Below are 25,350 nucleotides of genomic sequence, written 5' to 3'. Positions count from 1 at the left end.
TTTGTGTGGCAGTTTTAATTAAGCAGATTTATTCAATGCAACATTCGCATCTGCAAACTCAATCACGCCATTTTCTTTCACATAAACTTTCCAGTCTTCTAAGAGTTCATGCAGTTTTTCTGGATATTGCTCGGCCAAGTCATTTGTTTCGCCCGCATCTTCAATCAAGTTATACAACTGCCACTTGTTTGGCCCATTTGGCGCGGGGATAAACAGCGCTTTCCAGTCACCTTTACGCAGTGCCTTTTGCCCAAACAGTTCCCAGCCCGTAATGTGGTCTGCATCGTGTATGCGGTCTTGTTGCTGATTTAAATACGCTAAAATACTTTTACCGCGTAATGGCACCAAGTCACGGCCTTTATAGGTTGCCCCCGGATGCTGTACTTCCAATACATCTAATAATGTAGGTAGCCAATCCATCACTGTAAGAAATTCATGACTAATCCCTTGCTGGCGTTTCACACCTGCATATTTAATAAAGGCAGGTGTACGAATGCCACCTTCACTGGTATGGGCTTTATATAAACGCGATGGTGCTGTGGCAGCTTGCGCCCAATGTTCACCATACCAAACATAGGAATTGCCATTGCCAATATTATCTAAAGCATTGTCATAGTATTGAGCAATCACCGTCGAAAGATCGGGGCCAAATACAGGTAAAGCTTCCAGCTGTGCGCCTTCTGCACCATTATCAGACAAGAAAATAATCAGTGTATTGTCATATTCACCAGTTTGTTTTAGGTGCTCAATCACCCGTCCTACGTTTTGATCCAAACGATCCACCATGGCCGCATACACTTCCATCGTTCGGGCAGATTGCTGTTTTTCGGCATCTGCCAGTTCATCCCAAAATTTTGTTTTTGCTAATACGGGATGAATCGTTGCATCGGCATGCACCAAACCTAACTCACGCGCGCGGGCTAAACGCTTTTGGCGAAGCGCTTCTGGGCCTGCATCATACTTTCCATGGTATTTTTCAATGTCTTCGCGTGGTGCTTGAAGTGGCCAGTGCGGTGCCGAAAAAGGCAAATACGCAAAGAATGGACGTCCTTGACGCTGCGAATCATCCTGCAAATACCCAAGCAAACGCTCAGTAAAATAATCCGAAGAATAAAAATCTTCAGGGATTGATGTTATATATTCATCATTTTCTGCATATAAACCACGGGTGACTTTAAGTAAACCCGGAACCTCTTCTTCTGGAATATCCGCTTCAAATGCATAATGATTGGCAGCCCCAGGTAACAAGGTAAATGAACGCTCAAAACCACGACGTGCAGGAAAACGCTCTGGTGTTAGTCCTAAATGCCATTTGCCTGATAAAACAGTGTAATAGCCAGCATCCTGTAACAGTTCTGGTAGTGCGGCCACTTGATCATTTAAATAACCTTCATAACCCGGTTGCCCTTTTTGCTCTGGGCGTATTGCTTCTGCCATTGATCCCAAACCAGCCAAATGATGATCTGTGCCAGACAGCAACATTGAACGGGTTGGCGAACAGGTCGAGGCCGTATGAAAATTTGTAAATCTTAGGCCTTCAAGCGCAATCGCATCTAAGTTTGGTGTCTGTATTTCCCCGCCAAAGGCGCCTAAATCGGTAAATCCCAAATCATCTGCAACAATTAATAAAATGTTTGGCTGTTGTTTTGACATCTGTTTCTATCTGCATTTTTATTTAAAAATCTACAATGCCCGAAAACAGCTTTAAACCGTGTCAAAAAATTGACATTGTCTAGCTGAATTTCCGCAAAGCTATACACAGAATAGCGCATGAAAAGTGTCAATCTATGACGCGCCACTCTAGTGCATTGCACGTAATTTTGGCATCATGCATACAGCAAATAACTGAATAACGATAAATGACTCAAATGCGTTGGCTTGAACTTCTTTCTACAGTTCGTATTGGTAGCAATAAACACAGTTCTGAACAGGCACGTAGCCCTTTTCATAAAGACTATGACCGCATCATATTTTCGCAGAGTTTTCGGCAGCTTAATCGCAAGACCCAAGTTCATCCTTTAACTCAACACGATGGTATTCACACCCGACTTACGCATTCACTTGAAGTGTCTTGTATCGGGCGTTCACTCGGCATGTTGGCTGCGGAAAAAATTAAAGATGAATTGCCAATGTGGATTTCGCCTGCCGATGTTGGCGCGATTATTCAAGCCGCTTGTTTAGCACATGATATTGGCAATCCGCCTTTTGGGCATGCTGGTGAATATGCCATTCGCGAATGGTTCGATGATGCATCACATACAGACTTTTTAAAAGATTTAAGCCCAGAAGAAGAAGCCGATGTTCGTCAGTTTGAAGGTAATGCACAAGGCTTACGTTTACTGACTAAAATTGATTATCATCCGAATGATGGTGGTATGCGTTTAACCTATGCAACTTTAGGTGCATATTTAAAATACCCATGGCTATCCAAAACCATTGCATCACAAGGAAATACGCCTGCCAGTCAGCGTGCCAAGTTTGGCTGCTATCAAGCAGAAAAAGACATCTTGCAGCAAATTGCAGAGCAACTCGGTTTAATTCAACTGGGTGAATATCACTACTGTCGGCATCCTTTGACCTATTTGCTTGAAGCCGCAGATGACATTTGTTATGCCTTAATTGACCTTGAAGATGGCATTATCCTCAACATGTTGAACTATAACGAAGTTGAGCCAATTTTCCTTGATTTGGTCGGTGACTATGGCATACCTGCCGAATTGGCGATGACGGATACCACTTGGCAGCAGAAAATTGCCGCTTTGCGTGGCCGTGTGATGAAGCGTTTGGTTGAAGAAGTAACTACAGCTTTTGCACGTCATCATAATGAAATTTTGTCTGGCCAACTTAAAGGCAGTTTATTGCAATATTGCAGTGAAGATATTGAAATCGGGATTAACCATGCCAAAGAACTGGCTCGTGATAAAATCTTTGAACATCCGCATAAGGCAGGTTTGGAAATTATTGCACACCAAAGTTTGCAAAATATTTTGGATGCCTTTATTCCACTGACCACACCCAATAAAACTTTGAGCTTTAAAGAGCAACGATTGATGTCTATTTTACATCGTTCAGGAGCACATTTTGGTATGTCGCATTATGACAATATTATGCAAGTGCTCGATATCATCTCTAAGTTTTCAGATCATCAAGCCTATAATTTAGCGCAAGAGTTACAAGGGAATAAAGTTGGTTTCTTTTAAAGCTGAAAAAATGTGAAGGCTAGTAATTCGCTGGCCTTCACGCTAATCTCACAACAAATTGAAATTGAGCAAATAGCTCAGACTAAACTGAAATAAAGTGAATAAATGACATGATCGGATGTTTAATTGGTGAAGTGCTGGCATTGGAAGCACCAACAGTATTACTCAATGTAAATGGTGTGGGCTATGAAATTGACACCCCACTTTCAACATTTTGCCAACTACAGAAAGGTCAAAAAATTACCCTTTGGACACATTTGGCTGTTCGTGAAGATGCACAACTGCTGTATGGCTTTAGCAATGCTCAAGAAAAACTGATCTTCCGCACACTGTTAAAAGTCAACGGCGTAGGTCCTAAAATGGCGCTTGGCATTCTTTCAACGTTAAGTGTCGAAATGCTGATTCATACAGTTGAAAATGAAGATGTAAATACCTTAGTCAAAGTTCCGGGTGTAGGCAAAAAGACCGCTGAACGCCTCATGATTGAGTTACGTGATCGCTTTAAAGCGATGTCATCTGGCACAGTACCAAGCAATTCAACTTCAGAGCAAATCCAATTTACTCGTAATTCTGCCGTTGCTGAAGCTGAAGCTGCATTGCAATCACTGGGCTACAAACCACTAGAAGCACAAAAATTAGTGAATGCTGCCAAAGGTGACTTCACCGAAGCCAGTGATATCATCCGCGCTGCATTAAAGTCGATGAATAAATAATTTTTAGTTTCTAATGAGCACTGCATCCTTTGCCTTTTAGGGTTATAGACAGTATGTGAATCACGCAGGCGACAAGGATGTCGCCGTTAAACTGTGCTACAAGGACGTAGCATCAGTTTAACAAATGGGTTTTGTCACTTTTGCCCAGTCAAAAGTGAGAATCGCCTATACAATGGCATTTAAATTTCAATCGCTTTTTGAGGCTGTGATTTTTCCACAACGATATAGAGATTAGTTAAATAATTATGCAAGACCGTCTTATCAGTGGTTCAGAAAAACCCGAAGACCACTTCGACCGCGCCATTCGCCCAACTTCCCTTGATGACTACATCGGGCAGCCTGTCGTCCGTGAACAAATGGAAATCTTTATCGGTGCTGCGCGTGGCCGTGAAGAAGCGCTGGATCACACCCTGATCTTTGGCCCTCCGGGTTTAGGTAAAACCACACTGGCCAATATTATTGCGCGTGAAATGGGTGGCAACTTAAAATCGACATCAGGCCCCGTCCTTGAGCGTGCCGGCGACTTGGCAGCCATGCTGACTAACCTTGAAGAAGGTGACGTACTGTTTATTGACGAAATTCATCGTCTTTCACCGGTGATTGAAGAAATTTTATATCCAGCCATGGAAGATTATCAGTTGGATATCATGATTGGTGAAGGACCAGCTGCCCGTTCTATCAAGCTCGACTTACCTGCATTTACATTAGTTGCAGCAACCACACGTGCGGGACTACTCACCTCACCTTTACGTGATCGTTTTGGGATTGTGCAACGTTTAGAGTTCTATTCCGTAAAAGATCTGACTCATATTGTGACTCGTTCAGCAAACTTAATGGATGTACCGATTACTGAAGATGGCGCACTGGAAGTTGCACGTCGTGCACGTGGTACGCCACGTATTGCCAACCGTTTATTACGCCGTGTTCGAGATTATGCCCAAGTCAAAGGTACAGGCGAAGTGACCCAAGAAATGGCGCAACGTGCTTTAGATATGTTGAATGTCGATAAAGATGGTTTAGACACTTTAGACCGTCGTTATCTTTCAATGTTATTGGAACGTTTTGACGGCGGCCCTGCAGGTGTTGAAGCTTTGGCTGCAGCTATGGCTGAAGATTCAGGAACATTAGAAGATGTGATTGAACCGTATTTAATTCAACAAGGTTATGTCATGCGTACTGCACGTGGACGTATTGCCACCAATATGGCGTATGTACAGTTTGGTATGACACCACCAGAGCCGAAAGATAAGTAAACGATAATTCACTGAACGACTTCAGGGAGTTAAATGCTCCCTGAATGTTTATTTAAATTTTTAAATAAATTCAATCCACTACAAACAGCAAACTAAAATGATAAATCTTGAGAATAGAATAATTAACAAAATTAATAGCGAATACATTCAAAACCTACCATTAGACAGTGCCATTGAACACATTCCCAGAGAACAACCCATCAGTTCGTTAAGCCCTAAACAAATGAGTGATTTTGAAAGCTTATTTCACGCCGAATACAATTATTTTATCACTGTCGAATGTGAAAACATTCTCAGCAAAGAAACCATAGAAGTAAGTGAAGATAATATCTTAACTATTAAACAATCGCCTTCTGCATATCGTATAAAAAACCTGAGCTTCAACTATATTTCTGCCCTCATTTTTATTGGGACGTACTATCACGACGACGTACAAGTTTTGGTCAAGGAAAACTTTAAGCCAGCAAAAATTAATACATTTTATTTCAGCCTCTCATTCTTTGCTTTAGTCATACTCGTTTATGTGTTTTTCTGGATAGATCTAGCTAATAAACTTTTACTTATGTTAGTTATTGGCCTTGGCTTTTGCTGCTTAACGTATATGTATGAATCTTTAAAGGCATTACTCCCAAAGCAACAGAAAAAGAAAATGGAAGAAACTCACTTTCATATTGCGGGATATTTAGCAGCTCATCTACAGGATTTTGTCGATGCAAAATTTAAATTAGATGAACAAACAAATTAAAAGTAGTCTCTTTTTTAACCAATAATGACAACTACGAAAGTTAAAGATTTACGTGAGTTGAAACCTTGTGCCATTGGACTGATGACTCACGGTGCTAAACTGCCGGTCATTGAAGCACTTGACGAATCATTGAATTATCGCCATTTTTAAATGCTCTAATTCTTTGCTGAAGTGCAGACCAATATTTTTCAGATTTTATAAAGACGGAACACTCTCATGGCGAATAAATTCGAATTCAACATTCGTGTATATATTGAAGATACAGATGCAGGTGGCATTGTTTACCACGCAAATCATATTCGCTTTATGGAACGTACCCGCACAGAATGGCTACGCGCTTCAGGTGTAGACCATTATTGGCATCAAAAAGATTACAACTTTGTCGTTCATAAAATTAATGTGAAATATTCACGCCCTATATTAATGGATGACCTGATTACTGTTACAGCAAGTGTAGTTTCGTGTAAGGCTACGTCATTTGTGTTGCAACAAAATATTTATCGTGGTGATATTATGCTGGCATCAGGTGAGGTAGAATTGGCATGTATCAGTGCAGAGATGAAACCCCGTCGCCTTCCTGATGAAATACGTGAACTGATTCTGAAAGAATTGGAACAAGATTAAAAAAATTATTTGGCACATGTAGTAACTATGGCAACTCAACTAGAATCAACACTTAAAGTTTCAGACCTCATCTTACAAGCAAGTCCTGTCGTACAACTGGTAATGCTCCTGCTGCTCTTAGCTTCGTTATTCAGTTGGTATCTGATTGCCAAGTTACACATGAGTTATAAAAAAGCGCAGGCTGACGATGAACATTTCCAAAAAATCTTTTGGTCTGGCGCCGAACTCAACACTTTATACAACAATGCTCAGCTCAACTCGAAACGTGTTGGCCTTGAAGATGTTTTCTATCAAGGTTTAGGCGAATTTTTCAAACTTAAAAAACGTAATGCCAGCGCAGAACAATCAATTGAAGGTACAGAACGTATTCTTCGTGTGGGTTTAAGCCGTGACCAAGGACATTTAGAAAATGGTTTAGGCGCGCTTGCGAGTATTGGCTCGGTTGCACCCTATGTCGGTTTATTCGGTACTGTTTGGGGCATTATGAACGCCTTTATTGGTTTAGCAGATGTTGACCAAGTCACCCTTTCTACGGTTGCTCCTGGTATTGCAGAGGCATTGATTGCAACGGCTATTGGTCTTTTTGCGGCAATTCCTGCTGTACTTGCATTTAACCATTTCACAGCCAAAGGTGAAGCCGTTTATAATGATCGTGCTCTTTTTGCCGAAGAAATGGTTGCGTTATTACAACGCCAGTCTGTAGGTTCAACTCAGGACAATGACTAATGGCTATTCAACGTTCTGGACGCTTTGAGCGCATCAAAAAACCATTAAAAAGTGACATGAACGTCGTACCTTATATTGATGTCATGTTAGTTCTATTGGTGATTTTCATGGTCACTGCACCTATGATCACCACAGGTGTCAAAGTCGACTTACCACAGGCAAATGGCACGCCTATGCAAGCGGAAGATCGCCCTGCGATTGTTACACTTGAGGCGGATGGGACGATCAAACTCGAAGATAAAAATCATCAGAATGATGTACTCACACTTGATGAACTAAAATCTGTTTTAACTGCTTCGCAAAATGAAGCCAACGAACAGAAAAAGCAAATGAGTGTCCTGATTAACGGCAGTGAATCTCGTCCTTATGGTGAAGTCATGAAACTCATGTCTGCCCTTCAAGATGCAGGTTTAACACAAGTAGGTTTACTGACTGAGCCATTAAAGTAATTTATGAACAATTTGAAAAAGCCACCGTTTAAACAAAAAGCTGTTGCAATAGGCTTCACGCTTGGCGTGCATGTCATTGCAGTGGTTGGCTTGCTTTATCTGGGCATGAGTAAACCACCTGAGCCCCCTAAAAAAATAACCACTGTTTTGGTAAAACCGGAAGATTTAAAACCTGTAACACGTGAAGTCACTGAGTTTGATGAAACAGCACATGAAAATGTTGCTGAACACATCACCCAAACCGCAGAACCGAGTGTAGAACCCACTCCCGAAATTCCAACGGCTGCGCCGCCTAAGCCTGTCGAAACACCGAAAGCAGATCCACAGCTCGCTGCACAACAAGCACTTGCCGCAGCCAAAGCACAGCAGCTTGCTGAACAAAAAGCCGCTGATCAGGCCAAACGCGCTCAAGATCAAGCGAAAGCTGCCGAAGCAGCAAAATTAAAAGCACAGCAAGATGCGAAAGCAGAAGCTACGCGTCAACGTGCAGAAGATGCAGCTAAAGCCAAATCCGATGCGATAGCCAAAGCCAATGCTGAAGCCGCTAAACGTAAAGCCGATGCTGATGCCAAAGCCAAGGCTGAAAAAATCCGTGCCGATGCTTTAAGAAAAGCAGAAGCTGACAAAGCCAAAGCTGCAGCAACGGCAAAAGCCAATGCAGATGCAAAAGCCAAGGCCAATGCGGATGCTGCAAAACGTAAAGCAGATGCAGACGCGAAAGCTAAAGCCAATGCGGAAGCTGCAAAACGTAAAGCAGATGCTGATGCAAAAGCTAAGGCCAATGCAGAAGCTGTAAAACGTAAAGCAGACGCCGATGCAAAAGCTAAAGCCAATGCGGAAGCTGCAAAACGTAAAGCAGATGCTGATGCCAAAGCTAAGGCCAATGCGGAAGCTGCAAAACGTAAAGCAGATGCTGATGCGAAAGCCAAGGCCAATGCAGAAGCTGCAAAACGTAAAGCAGATGCCGATGCAAAAGCCAAGGCAGATGCAAAGGCTAAAGCCGATGCCGAAGCGCGTGAACGTGCAGCTGAGGAAGCCAAAGCATCATCTGCGCGCAAAGCCGCTGAAGAAGCTGCGCAGAAAAAGGCTGAAGCGAAGAAAATTGCCTCAACTGCTAAACGTGATTTTGAAAATAAAATTCGTCGTGCATGGGATACGCCAAGTGGTTCATTAGGTAAGACAGCAACTGCTCGCATTCAACTAAATGATGATGGTTCAGTTCGATCTGCTGTTGTGAATTCAAGTGATCCTGATATGGAAGCCAGTATTAAAGCGGCTATTCGTCAAGCCGCACCTTATCCGATGCCATCGGATCCTGATGCTAGACGAGAAGCTCGTTCAATTACCTCAACTTTCACATCTGCACGTTAATTTTTAAAATCCCTGCATACATTGTGGGGATTTTTTATTTACTTCTATAAAGAATCATAAAAGATGAAACCACTTTTTTTATTTTCTACACTCTTACTTATTTGCAGCCAAACAATTGCTCAAAGTCGGTCAATTTATATCCCCTCTTCGGCAACGCCTGAAAATATATCATCCGAACAATTTAAAGCTTTGCTGAAGGATAATGCTAAAACAAATCAACCTGAGCAAGCTTTACAAGAAGTACAATTTCCGCCTACAGCCATGGCAAAAAATTCAAATGATGAGGCTGCAAAGAAAAAAGCGGAAGCCAAGAAAATCGCTTCAACCGCTAAACGTGATTTTGAACATAAAATCAAACGTGCTTGGGATACACCACCTGGCTCTAGCGGTAAAACGGCCATTGCTCGCGTGATTTTATCTGAAACAGGTGCTGTCCAAGCAGTCATCGTAAGCTCCAGTGATCCTGATATGAAAGCCAGTATTGAGGCTGCAGTTCATGCTGCTGCACCATATCCGATGCCTAGCGACCCAGATGCTAGACGTGAAGCACAAAGTTTTACCTCTACATTTAGATCTTCAAATTAAGTTTGATAAATCCTTGCATTGATTGCAGGGATTTTTCTATTGATCAAAATCTCTAATCTTCCAATTGGATTAAGCTAAAATGATGCATTTCTTTAAATTTTCGTTTCTATTTTCTGTAATCGCAGGCTCATCATTAACCTTTGCAACCCCTACCAGCATTCAAACGGCTGACAAGATTCAACCTGAGAAAATAGCAGAGCGTTCCTCGAACGCAACAGCGGCTAAGACGAAGTCATATTCTGAACAAGATAAGCTTCAACTAGAACATAAAATTGCTGAAGCGAAACGGCAAGCTGAAGCAGATGCGGCTAAAAAAGCTGAAGCAAAAAAAATTGCATCTAATACAAAGAAAATAATACAGCAAACTATCCTTAGCAACTGGCAAGCGCCAGCAGAATCAACTGGGCAAAAAGCCAATGCTCGAATTACACTGACATCATTTGGTTCAATTCAATCGATAGTGATTCTTGGTGCGCCAAATCGTGCATTTAAAAAGAGTATTGAAAAAGCCATCCTTAGCTCAGCCCCTTTTGATTTACCAGAAAATCAAGATGCTCGACTTGAATCTCGCATTATCTCTATGCCCTTTCTATCTAAATAAGGTTATCCGTAAAGTGAAAGATTGTATTTTTTAAATAAAATGTCATCATCTTAGAAAAATATTTATTCACTAATTCACAGACGAATAACAGATTAATCATAATGTTGTGCTTTCAATATCCCAAAATCATGCCATTATGTGACACAACCTAATACAGACAATAACTCACATTTTTAGAGTAGTTAGCGAATGATGGAAATGACGCGTAAACATCTTCTTTGCTTAGCAATTATGACCGCTTTGAGTCCAGTTTTAATCACTCAAACACATGCACAGCTTCATCTTGAAATCACCAAGGCGCCTGAAGAGGCACCTAAAATTGCGATCGTGCCTTTTAGTAATGACTCAAATATTTATCCAGTGGTTGAAAATGACTTGAACCGCTCAGGTAAATTTACCAGTGCTTCTAAAAACTTACCTGCAACTGCAACAATAAATTCACCTAATGCAGAAGCATGGAAAGCTGCGGGCGTACCCTATGTCGTGACAGGTACATCAAAAACAACGGCTGATGGCTCTTATGAAATTCACTACCAACTGTATGATGTTGAAAAAAAACAATACCTGTTAAATGAACTACTCACTGTACCTGCTTCACGTTACCGTCAAGCAGCGCATATGATCAGTGATGCGATCTATCAAGCTTTAACTGGCATTCCAGGTGACTTCAGCGGCCGTATTGCCTATGTATTGCGTAATGCAGCAACACCAGATCAACGCTATACCTTACAAATTGCCGACACAGATGGGGAGCAGCCACGCACCATTTTGACTTCAAGAGATCCAATCCTTTCCCCTGCTTGGACACCTGATGCTAAAAAGCTAGCTTATGTTTCTTTTGAAACCAAGCGCCCTGCGATTTACATCCAAGACTTAGCAAGTGGTAACCGTGAAAAAGTAGCAAGTTTCCGTGGACTGAATGGTGCACCAAGCTTCTCACCTGATGGTAAATCGATGTTGTTTACCGCTTCAATGCATGGCAATCCTGAAATCTATCAAATGGATTTACAGACTCGCCAATTAAAACGCATGACCAATGACACAGCGATTGATACAGAAGCACGTTATGCCCCTGACGGTAAATCATTTATTTTTACCTCTGACCGTGGTGGCTCTCCACAAATTTATACCTACAACTTAAGTGCTGAAAGTGTCAAACGTTTGACTTTCCGTGGCGCTTTCAATGCACGTGGTACGTTAAGTGCGGACGGTAAAAAATTAGCTTTGGTGCATCGTCCTAGCGGTAGTAACTATAAAGTTGCGGTTCAAGACATTGGGTCTGGTGTAACCAATATTTTAACACCAACAAGTTTAGATGAATCCCCAAGCTTCTCTCCAAATGGTCAAATGGTGGTGTATGCAACACGTGAAGCAAACCGTGGTTTGCTCTCGATCATGTCTTTAGATGGTCGTTTCCGCATGAACTTACCAAGTGAACAAGGTGAAGTTCGTGAGCCAGCTTGGGCACCGAAATAAACACTGCATGATTTATTCAACAATAACTTTTTAATGAAACATCATAAATAACCGTCATGGAGATCAATATGAAAGCAATGAAACTGATTGCGCTACCTGTTTTAGCTACAGCATTAGTAATGACTGGTTGTGCCAGCCGTAAACCTGCAGCAGACGTACAAGCAGGACAAAACCCAAATAGCTCAACCACTGTAAACACTTCTGGTTTAAGTGAAGATGCAGCACTCAATGCACAAAACCTAGCGGGTGCATCATCTAAAGGTGTAACTGAAGCGAATAAAGCATTTTTAGCGAAGCGCGTAGTACACTTTGACTACGACAGTACAGAGCTTAGCAATGAAGACTTACAAACCCTTCAAGCTCATGCACAGTTTCTTGTTGCTAATGCAAACTCACGCGTGGCTTTAACAGGTCATACCGATGAACGTGGTACTCGTGAATACAACATGGCACTTGGTGAACGTCGTGCCAAAGCTGTTGAAAGCTTCCTGATTACAACAGGCGTAAGCCCTAACCAGCTTGAAGCAGTCAGCTATGGTAAAGAAATGCCAATCAATGCGGGTCATGATGAAAATGCATGGAAAGAAAACCGCCGCGTAGAAATTAACTACGAAGCTGTACCTCCGCTACTTAAATAAGACTTGAAAAAGTCTGAGCTAAAAAAAAGCACTCATTAATGAGTGCTTTTTTGACTTAACCCGTATCATTTAATTTATATCGTTTCATTTTCATCGTTCTGTTGCAGCGTTCTTTGCTTTAACTCAATTTAGCCCCTTAACTCAGGATAAATTCGATTAGCGGCTTTAGAACTTTAAGAAAATATCCAATTAAAAATGCAAATGAACGACTTTTAAAACGATATCCTTAGCTTTACCAACTAGAAAATTAGCTTAACAATCCAAATCATTACGCTTCTGCTTCTGGATGTTCAGCATTTTCTTTCTCTGTTTGCATCGACTCAATGAGATCATGTTTATTGAACTTTTTATACTCTGCTTTTGCTTCGTAACTGCTCCATGCAGCTTTTACGGTATCCGCAGAAATATCGTCTAAATTCAATCCCTCAGTTGCAGTCGGAGTCGCATCAAATTTTTGTGTGGTCATTGTTGTGCTCCCTGTCTTTCGATTTATACATTAGATTCAACATAGCATGTTATTCAGGACTTGCAAGGGTAAAATCACGACAAATAGTCTAGTTTAATTTTTCTTTTCCTTCGTTCTCATCTAAAATGTTGCACAATCACATTTTTATCATTTTTGATAAATTAATATTTGGAGTTTTCCGGTTATGTCAAATCTCACCCTTTCCCAATTTCTACAACAACAAAGTGGTAATCTTACTCCTGCATTAGCACAAGTTATTGAAACAATTGGTAATACATGCAAAGACATTGACCTTCTATTACAAAAAGGTGCTTTGGCTGGTGTATTGGGTAGCGCGCAACACGAAAACGTTCAAGGTGAAGAACAAAAGAAACTTGATGTCATTTCAAATGATTACCTCATCGATGCATTGAAAGTTCATCCACATGTCGGTGGTTTGGCTTCTGAAGAATTAGATGAATTCACTCCAGCTCAAGAAAATGGCGATTATCTTGTCTTGTTTGACCCATTAGATGGTTCAAGCAACATCGATATCAATATGTGTGTCGGCACAATTTTCTCAATTCTTCCTGCAAAAAATGCGGTAACGCAAGCTGAAGATTTCATGCAAGCGGGAGTTAACCAAGCGGCTGCAGGTTATGTACTGTATGGCCCATCAACAATGATGGCTCTAACTGTCGGTGCTGGCGTAGTCTTTTTTACTTTTGATCCAGAAAGCAAAGAATTCTTATTAACTAAAGATGCGATTGCGGTTGCAGCAGATACTAAAGAATATGCAATTAATGCATCGAACCAGCGTCACTGGGAAGAACCTGTAAAACGTTATATCGACGAACTTCTTGCAGGTAAAACTGGCCCGCGTGAAAAAGACTTCAATATGCGTTGGGTCGCATGCATGGTGGGTGATATTCATCGTATTCTTTGCCGTAGCGGTATCTTCATGTACCCATACGACTTCAAAGATCCGAAAAAAGCAGGTCGTCTACGTTTAATGTACGAAGCAAACCCAATGAGTATGTTGATGGAACAAGCTGGCGGTGCTTCTACAACAGGCCGTGTCCGCATTCTAGACATCCAACCAACAGAACTTCATCAACGTGTTCCTGTGATTATTGGTTCTAAAAACGAAGTTGACCTAGTTACGTCATACCATAATTAATTTCTTATAACGAAAGTCAGTATTTTTGCTGACTTTCGTGGATATCTCCCTCATGGCTCTGATTTATCTCGAATCAAAAGACAATCCGAAAATTAAGCACCTCCGTGGCTTAATCGAACAAAATGCCTACCGTAAAAAACAAGGTCAAACTGTTTTGGAAGGCACACACTTGGTGTTGTCATGGTTAGACTCAAAACGTCCAATCAAATCGATTTTCACCACTGAACAAGCAATTAACCATGCCGATTTCGACCACATTGCGGAACAATATCAAGGTGCTGTATTCATTCTAAGTGAATCTTTATATAAAGATATCAGTACACTTGGAACATCGATTGCTTGCTTAGCGATTGTGGATTTACCAAGTTCAAGTGAAGCGCTTAACTTCAGTGAAGACACCTTAATTTTAGACAACATTCAAGACCCAGGAAATGTAGGCACCCTACTCCGTTCTGCTGCCGCTGCAGGTATTGAGCAAGTTGTTTGTACCAAAGGCTCTGCATCGCTCTGGTCACCGCGTGTATTACGCGCAGGTATGGGCGCACATTTTTCATTAAATACCTTTGAAAATATTGCCCTTGAAGATATTTTGACGAAATTCAAAATTCCAGTGTATGCAACAAGCTCACATCTGTCTGAAAACCTATATAGCAAAAATTTACGCAAACAATGTGTGTGGATTTTAGGCAATGAAGGTCAAGGTGTTTCTGAGTATGCATTACAACATGCCGAAGCCGTTGCGATTCCTCAACCGGGTGGTCAAGAATCATTAAACGTAGCCATTGCTGGCTCGATCTGTTTTTTTGAAATGGTACGTCAGCGTCAGTAAAATCGTTATTTTATTGTATTTAGCGCTTAAGCCTGAAAAAAATAGACTACACTAGAAAAAATAATAATTCTTTTTGTCAACCTAACCGTTATTTCCATCGTTATTTGTATATGAATATGGAAATAACGGTGGGTATCCGATGACAGGATTTTCCATCTCTATGGATTTAGCACCCAAAAAGTCCGAGACGCAAGACAGCAGTGTTTTAAAAAGCACGGCTGAGTCTCGCCTGAAAAACTTCATGAATGAAGTGACGGGGCGTGCTTTAGTAATGATGGAAAGTGCAACGCACGGTCAACATGGCATTGCCATGGACTTGGTGCAAGAAGCCTTTATTTCCTTACATAAAGCTTATGCTGAAAAGTCCACAGAGGAATGGTATCCCCTGTTTTACACCATTTTAAATAACAAGCTGCAAGACTGGCGTCGAAAAGAAGCACGTCGTTCACAGCCGTTTTCCCTATTTAGAAAAGTCAGCCTAGATGACGACGATGTCGAGATACAGGATGTGGTAGATGAAACTACACCAAACCCTTTCGACTTTCTGGATCAGGCTGTCACTGCAGAGGAAATACAAGATGCTATCGCAGAACTTCCAGTCCGCCAGCAACAAGCATTTATGTTGCGAGCTTGGGAAGGCTTTGATACGCATACAACTGCAGAAATTATGAATTGTTCCGAAGGCAGTGTGAAAACACATTACCACCGTGCCATTCAAGGTTTACGTACCGCTTTGGCACATTTGAATCCACATATGGGAGGATCATCCGAATGAAACAAGATGATTTCTTAAAGCAAGTAACTTCCAAACTTGATGGACTCGCACAGCACCATAAAGACAAAGCAACTGTCATGAATAACGTGCTTGAAGATATTCATCAGCGCGAAACTTCACGTTATGGTTTCTGGAAAATGTCTGGCTTTGCACTTGCAGCAGCAATTGCAGGTTTTGTCATTTTACCAAATGCGACTGTACTGGATGACAAACCACAAAATCAGGTGATTTCAACCCCTAAGCTCTCCCCTCAAATGGTGGAAGATCTTGAAATGTTGATGGTTCTGGGTGAGGACAAAGTTCCACATGGCAGCTAAAAAATTAGCAATTGCATTCTGTGCTTTTAGTTTTTTGCAAACCAGTTTTGCTGGCTTTGATCGCTTTTGGATATTTTCAAAAGATGCAGATACTCAAGTCAATGAAACTTGGGATTCGCTATCTGAAGCAGAACAACAGGCTTTAATTAAAAAGTATCAGGCTCTCAAAGAGATTCCTGCAGATCAACGTGTCAGCTTGCAACAGCGCATGGATTGGTTCACCCAACTTCCAGACAGTGAAAAGCAGCGTATGCGCGAAACATGGCAAAAAATGAGTACTTTAGAACGTAAAGAACTCGCGACACGTATGCAAAAAGCTAGTCCTGATGAACGACCTGCTATTCGCGATGAGTATATCAATAAATATTTACAGCCTATCGCTGTCGTTCACTAATCAAAAACAACAGTATGTTGTGATAATCAAATCAATTACATTAGTTAAGTTATAAAAAAAGCCTCTTATCGAGGCTTTTTTTATTGTATTACTTGCTCAACCGACGCTGACGATACATACCTAAACCAATCAGTGTCAACAGCCCAAATAATCCCATCGAACCACCGCCGCTAGAAGAAGAGTTGGTATTTTTCGCTGTATTCTTAAGGGTCAGAATTGCATTGCTTGATGCAATGCCATCACTATCGACAACGCTATATTCAACAGGATAGTCAAACTGACTAAAGCCATTTTTTACTGAGAAGGTAATCTTGCCACCGTAGCAAGTTTCCTTTAAATAACTTGCTGGGCAACTGCCACTATACTCAGCTTCAAAGTTTAAACCTGCTGGGATTTTCGTAAAGCGAATGGGAATAATTTGGCCTTCTTCATTTTTATGCCATACCGATTTACCTGCTGGCATAGATGCAACTGGACCATCACCATCATCATTAGCATTTTCTAATAAATTATGGACGGTAACAGACAAATTATTTGACGGACTAATTGTGTATTGAGCAGCTTTGGCCACTGGGGTCATATTTTTAAATGCCACACGTACTACACCAGAGGATTCCGCCTGACTCCCTGTCTTTTGTTTTAGCGTATATTTACAAAAACCGTATTCGGTAGGCGCTGTTGTTGCCCCACTGGTGCGATATATAACGATTTGTTTTATTCCAGCATCCCAATCACAGTGCAGGTCATGTGGTGGATTACCCACAATACTTGCTTCGCCTGTACTAGACACCGTAATTTCACTACCAATGCCGATTGGTGAAGTCGTCACGGTATAGTTGTCAGCATTTAAGGCAATTTGTCGTGTTTCAGCACTTCCGTTCACAGACTCTTCTTGAGGTAATGATGCTGGGAATGGATCAAAATAAACTGCACGATATTTGAGGTTATTTTTTAATGCACTTAATACCGCTTCGTATTTTGTTAAATCATCCTGATTGGCAACTTTGTATTCTGCATAATCTGGATCGTCGATATCCTTTTTCAAAGCATCAATTGTATTTTGATACTTATCTTGCAGAGCTGTTAAAGACTCATTGGTAATATCTGCCATATCTGCTGCGGTTAAATTCATTAACTCAACCGAACCAATATCACATGTGTTTCTTTGCGTAGGTGATAACTGTAAAGTACCATCTGTGATCCGCAAAATGCCCCGTTGATCCGCATCACTACAGCCGTCTAAGCCAAGATTGATTAAGTCAAAACCACTGCCGATCGCTTTCGGATAATACAAAGGTAAATACAAATTATAAGCAGATTTTGTTTGTAGGGCGCTTAACAAAGTCCCCATAGCATAGCTACTTACATCATGGTTTTGCAGAAAGCTTTCCGTACTATTCAGCACACTTTCGGGTAAATCACACTGTGCGGCTGCCAGTTCAAATGCATTATTACTTGCCACAAATTTTTGACCATTATCAGGTACTGCATTATTCAGATAACGACAAGATTTTCCACCAGTATTGTAGGCCAATACATTGAAATACCAAGCCTTTGTACCATTGTTATCATAATAATAGGTACTAGCCGCATTGTTCTCGACTATTGTATTACTGGTTAAAACGAAGCTAGAAAAAGCACTTAAACGATCCGTTCCCTGAGAAATGGCACGGATAATACTACCCGTACTTGGATTTGCTTGGTTTTTTGCAATCGTATTTGCTGTCAGTTCAACCTTGGCATTTCCACAGAAGTCCATCACACTATTGCTCGTCGATGAACCATTTTGAATAATACTGCTTTGCTGGAACACAATTTCAGGCTGGGTATCCCCCAAGTTCCCGATACAGTCCATAGCGACAACACTACCTTTAGGTGCGACGTTACCCTGAACTAAACTGCTCACCAATAATGTTTTTTTCGACATATTATGCGCAACGGAGTAGATTGCACCGCCAGCAACTTTGGCTTGAGAGTTTTCAATTGCACCATTATTTAAGGTAAATGCTCCCCCTAAATACAAGGCACCACCACGGTCTTCTGCCATCCCGCCAGTAAGGCGTACATTATTGACGATAAAGTTGGCTTCTGAGCGTGAAGTATTAAAAATACGCGATTTGCCTTGGGCATTAATCGTCGTTCTAATATCCTCATAGGCAGGAAATTTCTGTGTCAGTAAATTTTTTGAATCATAGTTAAAGCGGCTTTTCCCCTCAATCACGATCTGATTGAGCGGAACTAACTCACCTTTGGTCAGAAGATATTCACCTGCTTCAAGTTGAATATAATCGGTCTGCCCATTATTTGGATTGCCGACATTACATCCACCAAAAGATTTGTTTTTACGCGCAGTTTCAATTGCTTCACGTAAAGAACATTGATTGAGATTTTCTCCATTTTCATCATCAAAGGTCGTAACTTTGATGATGTTACTTGTCGCTGCCATAGATGACATAGCCGCAAGGACCATCACCGCCAGCAATCCTTTTTTATAATTTTTCATGTGCTGTCCTTAATTCTATCCAGACTATTTTTTAAAGCGACGAAATCCAACTAAGCCAAGCAGCGCAAAAATACTCGCCCAGCCTAGAGCACCACCCGATGTTTTAACAGTTTTACTTTCCATTTCATTGTTTGGTTCTTGGAAAATACGCACTACTGCAGCTAAATAATTTTTTGCCGAAGTATTAAAACGGGTTGAAGACGTCACCACACGCAATTCAAAAATATCTGCGCCATGCCAATTTCCATTTGGCGTGTATTCAAAATCACCATTCAAATTCAGTGTAAATTTACCTTTTGATTCGGTGCTTTGTACAATTATTGGGCAACCATCTTGCCATGGCTCACCCGTTGGATTTGCCATACCCATCACTTTTGTACATTCTTCTTTTGGAATTAAATCACTGTCACCTAATGCATCTAAAATATTAAACTTGGCCACTTCACCTGTACGAATGTCTTTACCTAATCGAGGCATGCTCACAGGAACCACAATTTCGATTGCACCACGATCACACCAAACATCATCCAAATTACGATTTTTTCCACGCTGATCAGAAGACTCACAATACACATGATGCTCATTGCCATCTGCTGTGGTCTTGCCCTTATTTAATATCGGGCTTGAGAAAATCGTTTCGTAATCTAATAAAATACGAGGACGTAAATAACCAATAAATGCGTTATTTGCTGTGGTAAATGGACAGAAAAGTGCATTACGATCTTCTGTTAAGGTTTTACAGCTACCTTCATCTTCACCCGCGATTAAACTTGTCCCAGACCACACATCATTTAAATTTACAGCAGGCCCAACAGGACAACTCGCAGCCACTAAGTTGTTATAAAAAACAGATTGGTCTGTTCCTGAGTTCACGACTTTACAATCTTGAGCGGTGCCACTGAGCGCATTACCAATCACCACACTATTGGCTAAATAAGCATGCTCAGAAGTACTATTTAGTTCAATACCACCACTGTTCTTCAGTACTGTAATATTATTGAGTGCTAAACCATCACGTAAGTTGACAGCAAAACCTTTGTTTTTGAAAAAGGTACTATTGGCAATGATATTTTGAGGGTTACGGAACACCAACTTGCTGATGTCTGCGAGCCCATTTTGATTATAAACAATCGCTCGACCAGAAGTGCTTTCATTATTTTTGAACAAAGATGTATAGATTTCATAAGCCGGTGCTTCTGAGTAAATTGCACCCCCATCTACCGCTTTGTTGTTTTGAAAAATCGTGGTTCGTATATATAGACGGCTTGCTACAGCTGCGCCATCTTCTGAAAATCCAACATTGTAGATTGCACCACCAAGTCGTGCATAGCCATCTTCAAACTTTACATTTTCAAGTGTGAGTTTTTCATTATTAAAAATGATGCCGCCTTTATCAGCACATTGATCTTGCTTACATCCTTTAAATGAAATTTCTTTAAAATTGATCGCAAGTAGTTCTTTTTCGCCATCATTAATATTAAAAATTTGATCCTTACCCGTCATTTCAATGACGGCATTATTAAGACCGAGTACGACATCTTCATTGACGTTACTGTCATACGCCGTTTTCAGATTCAGTTCTGCTTTAATATCAATTTTTTTAGTGAGTTTATAAACTTCATTTTTTTTCAGAGAAATTGAGGCATAGGCGTCTTTACCCCCGCAACCATTATATCCGGCTTCTGGCATACCATTATTGATATATTCTATGGCTTCACGAAGTGAACATTCCTTGTCATCCTTTACAACATCTTCAGTGGTTGTAACGGTAATTTCTGCGCTAAATGCATGACCTGCCATGAGAAGCATGCCAATGCCTATGCTCTGTTTGAGCATATCCATCTCCTTAAATATTTTTTATCTTTTTATTCTTAAGTTGCACAATCCTTGCAACATTAAAATATTTTTATGTACTTTGTCACAGCTTGAGTAATTACTCAAGAATTTTTATTGCTTACCGATATTCATCAATTAGGGCAAAAATTTGTCTTAAATTGGCATGACTCAATTTGACTTTTTCACCTTTTAACATCTGAATCAGTTGTTCTAAAGATCTAAGTAAAATGGATGCCTGATGCGGCCCATGTGCCAACAAATAATCTACAATTTGTTGATCCATATGGATGCCACGTCGCGCCAAAACAGAGTTTACGAGTGCTTGTCGGTCTGCGTATAAACTACCATTTGGTACTTTTACACTGACAGCCTGAGTTAATCGAGACTGTAAATCTGGCAGTTCAAGTTTGAGTTCAATGGGCGCCAGCCGAGATGAAAAGACCAATTGACCACCTTCTTCGTTATTATAATTAATCAGGTGAAAAACAGCTTTTTGCCAATGTGGAACTCCGCTAATCGCTTCAATATCGTCTAAAGCCACCAAGTCATAGCGATCGAGCGAAGTAATCGCTTCAGTGGGAGCATCGAGCAATTCAAGCAATGAAACTTGAATTGCTGATTTACCAATTTCTAAATAGGAGTCACATATTGCAGACAGTAAATGGCTTTTTCCTGTGCCAGCTCCACCATAGATATAGAAACGATTCATTAAACCAGCATGTAACTGACGAACACCATCGATTACATGCCCCCAACTCGGCCCAGAAAAATCACTAATTCGAGCATCGAGTTGTGGTTCTATATCTAGCTGCAATTGACGCATATCTATATTTTGGCCTTATCAATCTTTATGTTCTGATCTTTCAATGTTACTCGAAATTTCAGGATCTTGCAGCGAATTTGCAGACTGATTTTTGAGCTCAATATCGACAGCAACTTGATTGGTTTCTACGTTTAAAGTGCCACTTGCAGCATCATTTACGACAAGTACATCATTTCGGTATAAATTACTTTTCTCGTAATTTTCGCGTGCATGACGTAATAAGACCACAATAATCGCTGCAACGGGTAGTGCAATGAGCATTCCGAGGAGTCCTGCCAATTGAGCGCCTGCAAGGACTGCAAATACCACTGCCACAGGAGACAAACCAATTTTGTCGCCTAATAAGAAAGGCTGTAAAATATAACCTTCTATTGCCTGCCCTACCATGAATACCACCAGTACTAAGGCCAAATGCACCCAATCCAAACCGAATTGGAACAGGCAAGCCACAATTGCCGAAATAATACCTACCGCAAAACCCAAATACGGAATAATACTGGCTAGACCCGCAATCATCCCAATGATGATACCAACCTCAATACCGACTAATTGGAGTCCAACCGCATAAACAACGCCCAATAAGAACATTACCAAGAACTGGCCTTTTACAAACGCGCCTAGAACTTCATGACATTCGCCTACGATGGTTAATGTGCTTTTTTCGTATTTGCGTGGAATAAGGCGACGCATGTTTTCTAACATTCGTTCCCAATCTAATAAGAAATAGAAAGCTATGATTGGAATTAAGACAATCGTGCCACCAATCTGTATGAAATTCAGACCCGATTGTGCCACTTTTAACAACATGGCTTGGATACTGTCTGCACTATAGTTGGTTTGAATATACTCCATGATCGCTGCTGACATTTGCTCTGTATCAATTTCCATCGGTACAAGATTAAATGTCTCTGATAACCACGGCAGGAATGTATAGTTGACCCAATGAATATTGCTTGGAATATTGTTTTTCGCATACATCAACTGTTCCCATACCAGTGGTACGAGGAACCACATTGAAAGGAATATAGCGACACCAATTCCAATAAAGACCAAACTGATAGATAACCAGCGCGGCAAGCCAATATTATGTAATTTATCGACTAAAGGGCTAAATAAATATGCAATTAGAAATGCGCCGATAAAAGGAACAACTACAGGCTTTAATAAGTATAAAACCCATATGATCAATGCTATCCCAGCAAGAATAAATATTCGGCGCAAGGTGCGATCACCCATATAAAGTCACCTTTTTTCAATGTAATCGTTATAGAAAGGAAAATATTTTAATAAAGATAACATTTTAGTGCGAAATAGCATAAGAGTTTTGCATATTCAGGTTATAATCCCCGCGCGAATGCGGAGACTTCATTATGAGCAACTCAACTTCTACCCCAAACACTGGTTTAAGCTACAAAGATGCAGGTGTCGACATTGAAGCGGGCGACGCGTTAGTCGATCGTATCAAATCTGTCGCGAAACGTACTGCACGTCCTGAAGTAATGGGCGGCCTAGGCGGCTTCGGCGCTCTTTGTAAAATTCCTAAAGGTTATGAAGAACCTGTTCTCGTATCTGGCACAGATGGTGTTGGTACAAAATTACGTTTAGCATTGAATTTGAACCGTCATGACACAATTGGTCAAGACTTGGTTGCAATGTGCGTAAACGATCTTCTTGTATGTGGTGCTGAACCACTGTTCTTCCTTGACTACTATGCAACTGGCCACCTCAACGTTGACGTTGCAGCAAATGTTGTGACTGGTATCGGTGCGGGTTGTGAACTTGCAGGCTGTGCATTGGTTGGCGGTGAAACTGCTGAAATGCCAGGTATGTATGAAGGCGAAGACTATGACCTTGCAGGTTTCTGCGTAGGTGTAGTTGAGCAAAGTAAAATTATTGATGGCTCTAAAGTTAAAGCGGGTGACGTTTTAGTTGGTGTTGCATCTTCTGGCGCACACTCAAACGGTTACTCACTTCTTCGTAAAATTTTAGATGTGAAAAACGTCGACCTTACTCAAATCGTTGATGGTCGTCCACTTGCAGATACAGCAATGGAACCAACACGTATTTATGTAAAACCAATTCTTCAGTTATTGAAAGAAGTGGATGTACACGCTATGGCGCACATCACAGGCGGCGGTTTACCGGGTAACTTACCTCGCGTACTGCCAAATGGTGCTCAAGCGGTAGTCAATGAAGCGTCTTGGGAATGGCCAGAATTATTCAAACTACTTCAAAAAGAAGGTGGTGTTGAACAATTTGAAATGTACCGCACATTTAACTGTGGCGTAGGTATGGTTCTCGTGGTTGATGCAGCCGATGCTGACAAAACTGTTGAATTACTCAATAGCCTTGGCGAAAAAGCATTCACAATGGGTCACATTGCAGATAATGCTGAATCTGTTGAAGGCGCTGACGAAAAAATCCGTGTAGTTTTCGCATAAGCAACGTTCATGATTAAAATTGCTGTACTTGTTTCAGGCAGCGGATCTAACCTGCAAGCCCTGATCGATGCCAATCTATCAGGTCAAATCGTTGGGGTGATTTCCAATAGACCTGACGCTTTTGCACTGCAACGTGCAAGAAAAGCAAATATTGCAACTGCAGTCATTGAACATAAGCAATATCCAAGTCGTGAAGCTTTTGATGATGTGATGCATCAACAACTGCTCGACTGGGATGTTGATTTGGTCATTTTGGCAGGCTTTATGCGCATTTTAAGCGCAAAATTTGTCAAAGCATGGGAAGGAAAAATGATTAACATCCACCCTTCTCTGCTGCCAAATTATAAAGGAATGCATACTCATCAACGTGTTTTAAACACCGGTGATGTCTTCCATGGCTGTACAGTTCACTATGTGACTGCAGAGCTGGATGCTGGTCAAGCGCTTGCTCAAGGCGTACTTAAAGTCAATGAGCATGATCATGCTGAAAGTCTGGCAGATCGGGTTCACGTGCTTGAGCATGTGATTTACCCTCAAGTGGCAGAATGGATTTGTAATGGCACCATTCAACACACTGAAAACGGTGTTTTATATCGTGGCGAGCCTTTGCAACAACCTATTCAATTCTGTAAGTTCTAAGCAACTGTATAATTTAACAATCAACGCATCTTAGGGTGCGTTTTGTTTTTTCAGTGCCAAATAAAACTCTATTTATTACTAAAATCTAAAATCTAAAATCTAAAATCTAAAATCTAAAATCTAAAATCTAAAATCCATTTTTGCAGAATGTTCAACTTTATGATCAATATGTAGTTTTTAGTTAATTAAAGCTTTTAGCATCATTAAAATAATAAGCTTATATTGCAATTAGAAAACCTTATAAATCTAGAAATATTACATCCTTCAAAAAAAAGTGGAGAAAATCACATGTTAAAATCCATCACACTGGCGACTTGTGCATGTATAACACTGGGTATGATTGGTTGTGCTACGACATCAAATCCGGCTACTGATCGTAATTTAGATAAATTATAAAACAAAAATTGGGTTGCGAGTGAAATTCAAGGCGTTAAGCTCGAAGCTGACCCTAACAATTCGAACGTACCCACCATCACTTTCGACGATACTCGTGTAAGTGGTTCAGATGGTTGTAATCGATTCATGGGCGGTTACGCTGTCCAAAACACAAAAATCCAATTTTCAAACCTTGCTACAACACAAAGAGCGTGTTTGACTGCGACAAATATTCCTCAACATTTTTCGCAGGCATTGAGCCAAGTTACTCGTTATGATGCCTCTAAAGATCATTTGAAATTTTTAGATGCCAATAACAAAGTTGTTTTACAATTTGAAAATGCGAAGTAAATCTCAAAAGTAGAATGTTTCATTCATAAAAAAAGCACTCTATAGAGTGCTTTTTTTATGT

Annotated in this window: 25 protein-coding genes and 2 pseudogenes; 21 read left to right on the top strand and 6 right to left on the bottom strand. The window is 40.8% G+C overall.

What is annotated here, in order from left to right; genetic code table 11:
• Positions 1 to 18 precede the first annotated feature (18 nt).
• Positions 19 to 1,653 carry an arylsulfatase gene (locus tag FTU75_RS02010; RefSeq protein ID WP_180114996.1) on the bottom strand — a complete coding sequence of 545 codons (1,635 nt, stop codon included), beginning with the start codon at positions 1,651 to 1,653 and terminating at the stop codon, positions 19 to 21.
• A gap of 206 nt (positions 1,654 to 1,859) precedes the next feature.
• Here FTU75_RS02010 and FTU75_RS02005 point away from each other — a divergent pair, with 206 nt between their 5' ends.
• From FTU75_RS02005 to pal, 13 genes and pseudogenes are all read left to right on the top strand, one after another.
• Positions 1,860 to 3,200: a deoxyguanosinetriphosphate triphosphohydrolase gene (locus tag FTU75_RS02005; RefSeq protein ID WP_180114995.1), complete on the top strand. Its 1,341-nt coding sequence runs from the start codon at positions 1,860 to 1,862 to the stop codon at positions 3,198 to 3,200.
• A gap of 110 nt (positions 3,201 to 3,310) precedes the next feature.
• The gene (gene ruvA / locus FTU75_RS02000) at positions 3,311 to 3,913 is read left to right on the top strand and encodes a Holliday junction branch migration protein RuvA (RefSeq protein WP_180114993.1); all 603 of its coding nucleotides are present in this window, start codon (positions 3,311 to 3,313) and stop codon (positions 3,911 to 3,913) included.
• Between the two features lie 245 nt (positions 3,914 to 4,158).
• Complete coding sequence (gene ruvB / locus FTU75_RS01995) at positions 4,159 to 5,166, top strand: Holliday junction branch migration DNA helicase RuvB (RefSeq protein WP_180114991.1); 1,008 nt, start codon at positions 4,159 to 4,161, stop codon at positions 5,164 to 5,166.
• A 97-nt stretch (positions 5,167 to 5,263) separates the two neighbouring features.
• Positions 5,264 to 5,911 carry a hypothetical protein gene (locus FTU75_RS01990; RefSeq protein WP_180114989.1) on the top strand — a complete coding sequence of 216 codons (648 nt, stop codon included), beginning with the start codon at positions 5,264 to 5,266 and terminating at the stop codon, positions 5,909 to 5,911.
• Positions 5,912 to 5,935: 24 nt separating this feature from the next.
• Positions 5,936 to 6,061 carry a hypothetical protein gene (locus tag FTU75_RS18305; RefSeq protein ID WP_257223222.1) on the top strand — a complete coding sequence of 42 codons (126 nt, stop codon included), beginning with the start codon at positions 5,936 to 5,938 and terminating at the stop codon, positions 6,059 to 6,061.
• 66 nt (positions 6,062 to 6,127) lie between these two features.
• A complete protein-coding gene (ybgC, locus tag FTU75_RS01985; protein ID WP_078190367.1) occupies positions 6,128 to 6,535 on the top strand; it encodes a tol-pal system-associated acyl-CoA thioesterase in 408 nt (135 codons plus the stop codon).
• A 27-nt stretch (positions 6,536 to 6,562) separates the two neighbouring features.
• Positions 6,563 to 7,261, top strand: a complete 699-nt coding sequence (tolQ, locus tag FTU75_RS01980; protein WP_180114986.1) for a protein TolQ — start codon at positions 6,563 to 6,565, stop codon at positions 7,259 to 7,261.
• Complete coding sequence (gene tolR / locus FTU75_RS01975) at positions 7,261 to 7,710, top strand: protein TolR (protein WP_078190369.1); 450 nt, start codon at positions 7,261 to 7,263, stop codon at positions 7,708 to 7,710. The genes tolQ and tolR overlap by 1 nt, the downstream gene beginning before the upstream one ends.
• Before the next feature lie 3 nt (positions 7,711 to 7,713).
• Complete coding sequence (gene tolA / locus FTU75_RS01970; protein WP_180114984.1) at positions 7,714 to 9,081, top strand: cell envelope integrity protein TolA; 1,368 nt, start codon at positions 7,714 to 7,716, stop codon at positions 9,079 to 9,081.
• A 264-nt stretch (positions 9,082 to 9,345) separates the two neighbouring features.
• Positions 9,346 to 9,666 (top strand): annotated as a pseudogene (locus tag FTU75_RS18300) (cell envelope integrity protein TolA); the annotation flags it as partial.
• Between the two features lie 79 nt (positions 9,667 to 9,745).
• Positions 9,746 to 10,267 carry a TonB C-terminal domain-containing protein gene (locus FTU75_RS01960; RefSeq protein ID WP_257223684.1) on the top strand — a complete coding sequence of 174 codons (522 nt, stop codon included), beginning with the start codon at positions 9,746 to 9,748 and terminating at the stop codon, positions 10,265 to 10,267.
• A 192-nt stretch (positions 10,268 to 10,459) separates the two neighbouring features.
• Positions 10,460 to 11,743 carry a Tol-Pal system beta propeller repeat protein TolB gene (gene tolB, locus FTU75_RS01955; RefSeq protein ID WP_171263728.1) on the top strand — a complete coding sequence of 428 codons (1,284 nt, stop codon included), beginning with the start codon at positions 10,460 to 10,462 and terminating at the stop codon, positions 11,741 to 11,743.
• Between the two features lie 68 nt (positions 11,744 to 11,811).
• Positions 11,812 to 12,381, top strand: a complete 570-nt coding sequence (gene pal / locus FTU75_RS01950; protein WP_180034379.1) for a peptidoglycan-associated lipoprotein Pal — start codon at positions 11,812 to 11,814, stop codon at positions 12,379 to 12,381.
• A gap of 268 nt (positions 12,382 to 12,649) precedes the next feature.
• On the opposite strand, the gene FTU75_RS01945 is transcribed toward pal, so the two are convergent.
• Positions 12,650 to 12,847 (bottom strand): NF038105 family protein, encoded by a 198-nt coding sequence (locus tag FTU75_RS01945; RefSeq protein ID WP_078190373.1) that lies wholly within the window; start codon positions 12,845 to 12,847, stop codon positions 12,650 to 12,652.
• 184 nt (positions 12,848 to 13,031) lie between these two features.
• On the opposite strand from FTU75_RS01945, the gene FTU75_RS01940 reads away from it, so the two are divergent.
• From FTU75_RS01940 to FTU75_RS01920, 5 genes are all read left to right on the top strand, one after another.
• Positions 13,032 to 14,006 (top strand): class 1 fructose-bisphosphatase, encoded by a 975-nt coding sequence (locus FTU75_RS01940; RefSeq protein ID WP_078192041.1) that lies wholly within the window; start codon positions 13,032 to 13,034, stop codon positions 14,004 to 14,006.
• Positions 14,007 to 14,058: 52 nt separating this feature from the next.
• Positions 14,059 to 14,835 (top strand): RNA methyltransferase, encoded by a 777-nt coding sequence (locus FTU75_RS01935; RefSeq protein WP_180114980.1) that lies wholly within the window; start codon positions 14,059 to 14,061, stop codon positions 14,833 to 14,835.
• A 160-nt stretch (positions 14,836 to 14,995) separates the two neighbouring features.
• On the top strand, positions 14,996 to 15,610 hold the full coding sequence (locus FTU75_RS01930; protein ID WP_180034434.1) for an RNA polymerase sigma factor: 615 nt from the start codon (positions 14,996 to 14,998) through the stop codon (positions 15,608 to 15,610).
• Positions 15,607 to 15,927, top strand: a complete 321-nt coding sequence (locus tag FTU75_RS01925) for a hypothetical protein (protein ID WP_078190377.1) — start codon at positions 15,607 to 15,609, stop codon at positions 15,925 to 15,927. Before FTU75_RS01930 ends, FTU75_RS01925 begins: the two co-directional genes overlap by 4 nt.
• A complete protein-coding gene (locus FTU75_RS01920; protein ID WP_078190378.1) occupies positions 15,917 to 16,321 on the top strand; it encodes a DUF3106 domain-containing protein in 405 nt (134 codons plus the stop codon). The genes FTU75_RS01925 and FTU75_RS01920 overlap by 11 nt, the downstream gene beginning before the upstream one ends.
• An 88-nt stretch (positions 16,322 to 16,409) precedes the next feature.
• Here the strand turns inward: FTU75_RS01920 and FTU75_RS01915 are convergent, their stop codons facing one another.
• The 4 genes from FTU75_RS01915 to cxpE form a co-directional block, all read right to left on the bottom strand.
• Entirely contained in the window at positions 16,410 to 18,824 is a 2,415-nt protein-coding gene (locus tag FTU75_RS01915) for a CSLREA domain-containing protein (RefSeq protein WP_180114978.1), read from the bottom strand.
• Between the two features lie 24 nt (positions 18,825 to 18,848).
• Positions 18,849 to 20,660: a rhombotarget A gene (gene rbtA / locus FTU75_RS01910; protein ID WP_180114976.1), complete on the bottom strand. Its 1,812-nt coding sequence runs from the start codon at positions 20,658 to 20,660 to the stop codon at positions 18,849 to 18,851.
• A gap of 118 nt (positions 20,661 to 20,778) precedes the next feature.
• Positions 20,779 to 21,483, bottom strand: coding sequence for a DnaA regulatory inactivator Hda (gene hda / locus FTU75_RS01905; RefSeq protein ID WP_078190380.1), 705 nt, complete (start codon positions 21,481 to 21,483; stop codon positions 20,779 to 20,781).
• Between the two features lie 18 nt (positions 21,484 to 21,501).
• Positions 21,502 to 22,719 carry a chloramphenicol efflux transporter CxpE gene (gene cxpE / locus FTU75_RS01900; protein ID WP_180021921.1) on the bottom strand — a complete coding sequence of 406 codons (1,218 nt, stop codon included), beginning with the start codon at positions 22,717 to 22,719 and terminating at the stop codon, positions 21,502 to 21,504.
• Between the two features lie 134 nt (positions 22,720 to 22,853).
• On the opposite strand from cxpE, the gene purM reads away from it, so the two are divergent.
• The 3 genes and pseudogenes from purM to FTU75_RS01885 form a co-directional block, all read left to right on the top strand.
• Positions 22,854 to 23,924 carry a phosphoribosylformylglycinamidine cyclo-ligase gene (gene purM, locus FTU75_RS01895; protein WP_078190382.1) on the top strand — a complete coding sequence of 357 codons (1,071 nt, stop codon included), beginning with the start codon at positions 22,854 to 22,856 and terminating at the stop codon, positions 23,922 to 23,924.
• Between the two features lie 9 nt (positions 23,925 to 23,933).
• Positions 23,934 to 24,563 carry a phosphoribosylglycinamide formyltransferase gene (gene purN, locus FTU75_RS01890; RefSeq protein WP_180114973.1) on the top strand — a complete coding sequence of 210 codons (630 nt, stop codon included), beginning with the start codon at positions 23,934 to 23,936 and terminating at the stop codon, positions 24,561 to 24,563.
• 411 nt (positions 24,564 to 24,974) lie between these two features.
• A pseudogene (locus tag FTU75_RS01885) lies at positions 24,975 to 25,289 on the top strand (META domain-containing protein); the annotation flags it as partial.
• Positions 25,290 to 25,350 lie beyond the last annotated feature (61 nt).

Origin of the sequence: Acinetobacter sp. YH12140, from assembly GCF_013418475.1 — a bacterium.
Lineage (GTDB): Bacteria > Pseudomonadota > Gammaproteobacteria > Pseudomonadales > Moraxellaceae > Acinetobacter > Acinetobacter amyesii.
The sequence above is the reverse complement of the archived record's forward strand: the minus strand, read 5'-3'. Positions and strand labels throughout refer to the sequence as shown.

Coding starts and splice junctions, on each gene's coding strand:
- FTU75_RS02010 (WP_180114996.1), bottom strand. CDS start 1,653: ATGTCAAAACAACAGCCAAACATTTTATTAATTGTTGCAGATGATTTG.
- FTU75_RS02005 (WP_180114995.1), top strand. CDS start 1,860: ATGACTCAAATGCGTTGGCTTGAACTTCTTTCTACAGTTCGTATTGGT.
- ruvA (WP_180114993.1), top strand. CDS start 3,311: ATGATCGGATGTTTAATTGGTGAAGTGCTGGCATTGGAAGCACCAACA.
- ruvB (WP_180114991.1), top strand. CDS start 4,159: ATGCAAGACCGTCTTATCAGTGGTTCAGAAAAACCCGAAGACCACTTC.
- FTU75_RS01990 (WP_180114989.1), top strand. CDS start 5,264: ATGATAAATCTTGAGAATAGAATAATTAACAAAATTAATAGCGAATAC.
- FTU75_RS18305 (WP_257223222.1), top strand. CDS start 5,936: ATGACAACTACGAAAGTTAAAGATTTACGTGAGTTGAAACCTTGTGCC.
- ybgC (WP_078190367.1), top strand. CDS start 6,128: ATGGCGAATAAATTCGAATTCAACATTCGTGTATATATTGAAGATACA.
- tolQ (WP_180114986.1), top strand. CDS start 6,563: ATGGCAACTCAACTAGAATCAACACTTAAAGTTTCAGACCTCATCTTA.
- tolR (WP_078190369.1), top strand. CDS start 7,261: ATGGCTATTCAACGTTCTGGACGCTTTGAGCGCATCAAAAAACCATTA.
- tolA (WP_180114984.1), top strand. CDS start 7,714: ATGAACAATTTGAAAAAGCCACCGTTTAAACAAAAAGCTGTTGCAATA.
- FTU75_RS01960 (WP_257223684.1), top strand. CDS start 9,746: ATGATGCATTTCTTTAAATTTTCGTTTCTATTTTCTGTAATCGCAGGC.
- tolB (WP_171263728.1), top strand. CDS start 10,460: ATGGAAATGACGCGTAAACATCTTCTTTGCTTAGCAATTATGACCGCT.
- pal (WP_180034379.1), top strand. CDS start 11,812: ATGAAAGCAATGAAACTGATTGCGCTACCTGTTTTAGCTACAGCATTA.
- FTU75_RS01945 (WP_078190373.1), bottom strand. CDS start 12,847: ATGACCACACAAAAATTTGATGCGACTCCGACTGCAACTGAGGGATTG.
- FTU75_RS01940 (WP_078192041.1), top strand. CDS start 13,032: ATGTCAAATCTCACCCTTTCCCAATTTCTACAACAACAAAGTGGTAAT.
- FTU75_RS01935 (WP_180114980.1), top strand. CDS start 14,059: ATGGCTCTGATTTATCTCGAATCAAAAGACAATCCGAAAATTAAGCAC.
- FTU75_RS01930 (WP_180034434.1), top strand. CDS start 14,996: ATGGATTTAGCACCCAAAAAGTCCGAGACGCAAGACAGCAGTGTTTTA.
- FTU75_RS01925 (WP_078190377.1), top strand. CDS start 15,607: ATGAAACAAGATGATTTCTTAAAGCAAGTAACTTCCAAACTTGATGGA.
- FTU75_RS01920 (WP_078190378.1), top strand. CDS start 15,917: ATGGCAGCTAAAAAATTAGCAATTGCATTCTGTGCTTTTAGTTTTTTG.
- FTU75_RS01915 (WP_180114978.1), bottom strand. CDS start 18,824: ATGAAAAATTATAAAAAAGGATTGCTGGCGGTGATGGTCCTTGCGGCT.
- rbtA (WP_180114976.1), bottom strand. CDS start 20,660: ATGCTCAAACAGAGCATAGGCATTGGCATGCTTCTCATGGCAGGTCAT.
- hda (WP_078190380.1), bottom strand. CDS start 21,483: ATGCGTCAATTGCAGCTAGATATAGAACCACAACTCGATGCTCGAATT.
- cxpE (WP_180021921.1), bottom strand. CDS start 22,719: ATGGGTGATCGCACCTTGCGCCGAATATTTATTCTTGCTGGGATAGCA.
- purM (WP_078190382.1), top strand. CDS start 22,854: ATGAGCAACTCAACTTCTACCCCAAACACTGGTTTAAGCTACAAAGAT.
- purN (WP_180114973.1), top strand. CDS start 23,934: ATGATTAAAATTGCTGTACTTGTTTCAGGCAGCGGATCTAACCTGCAA.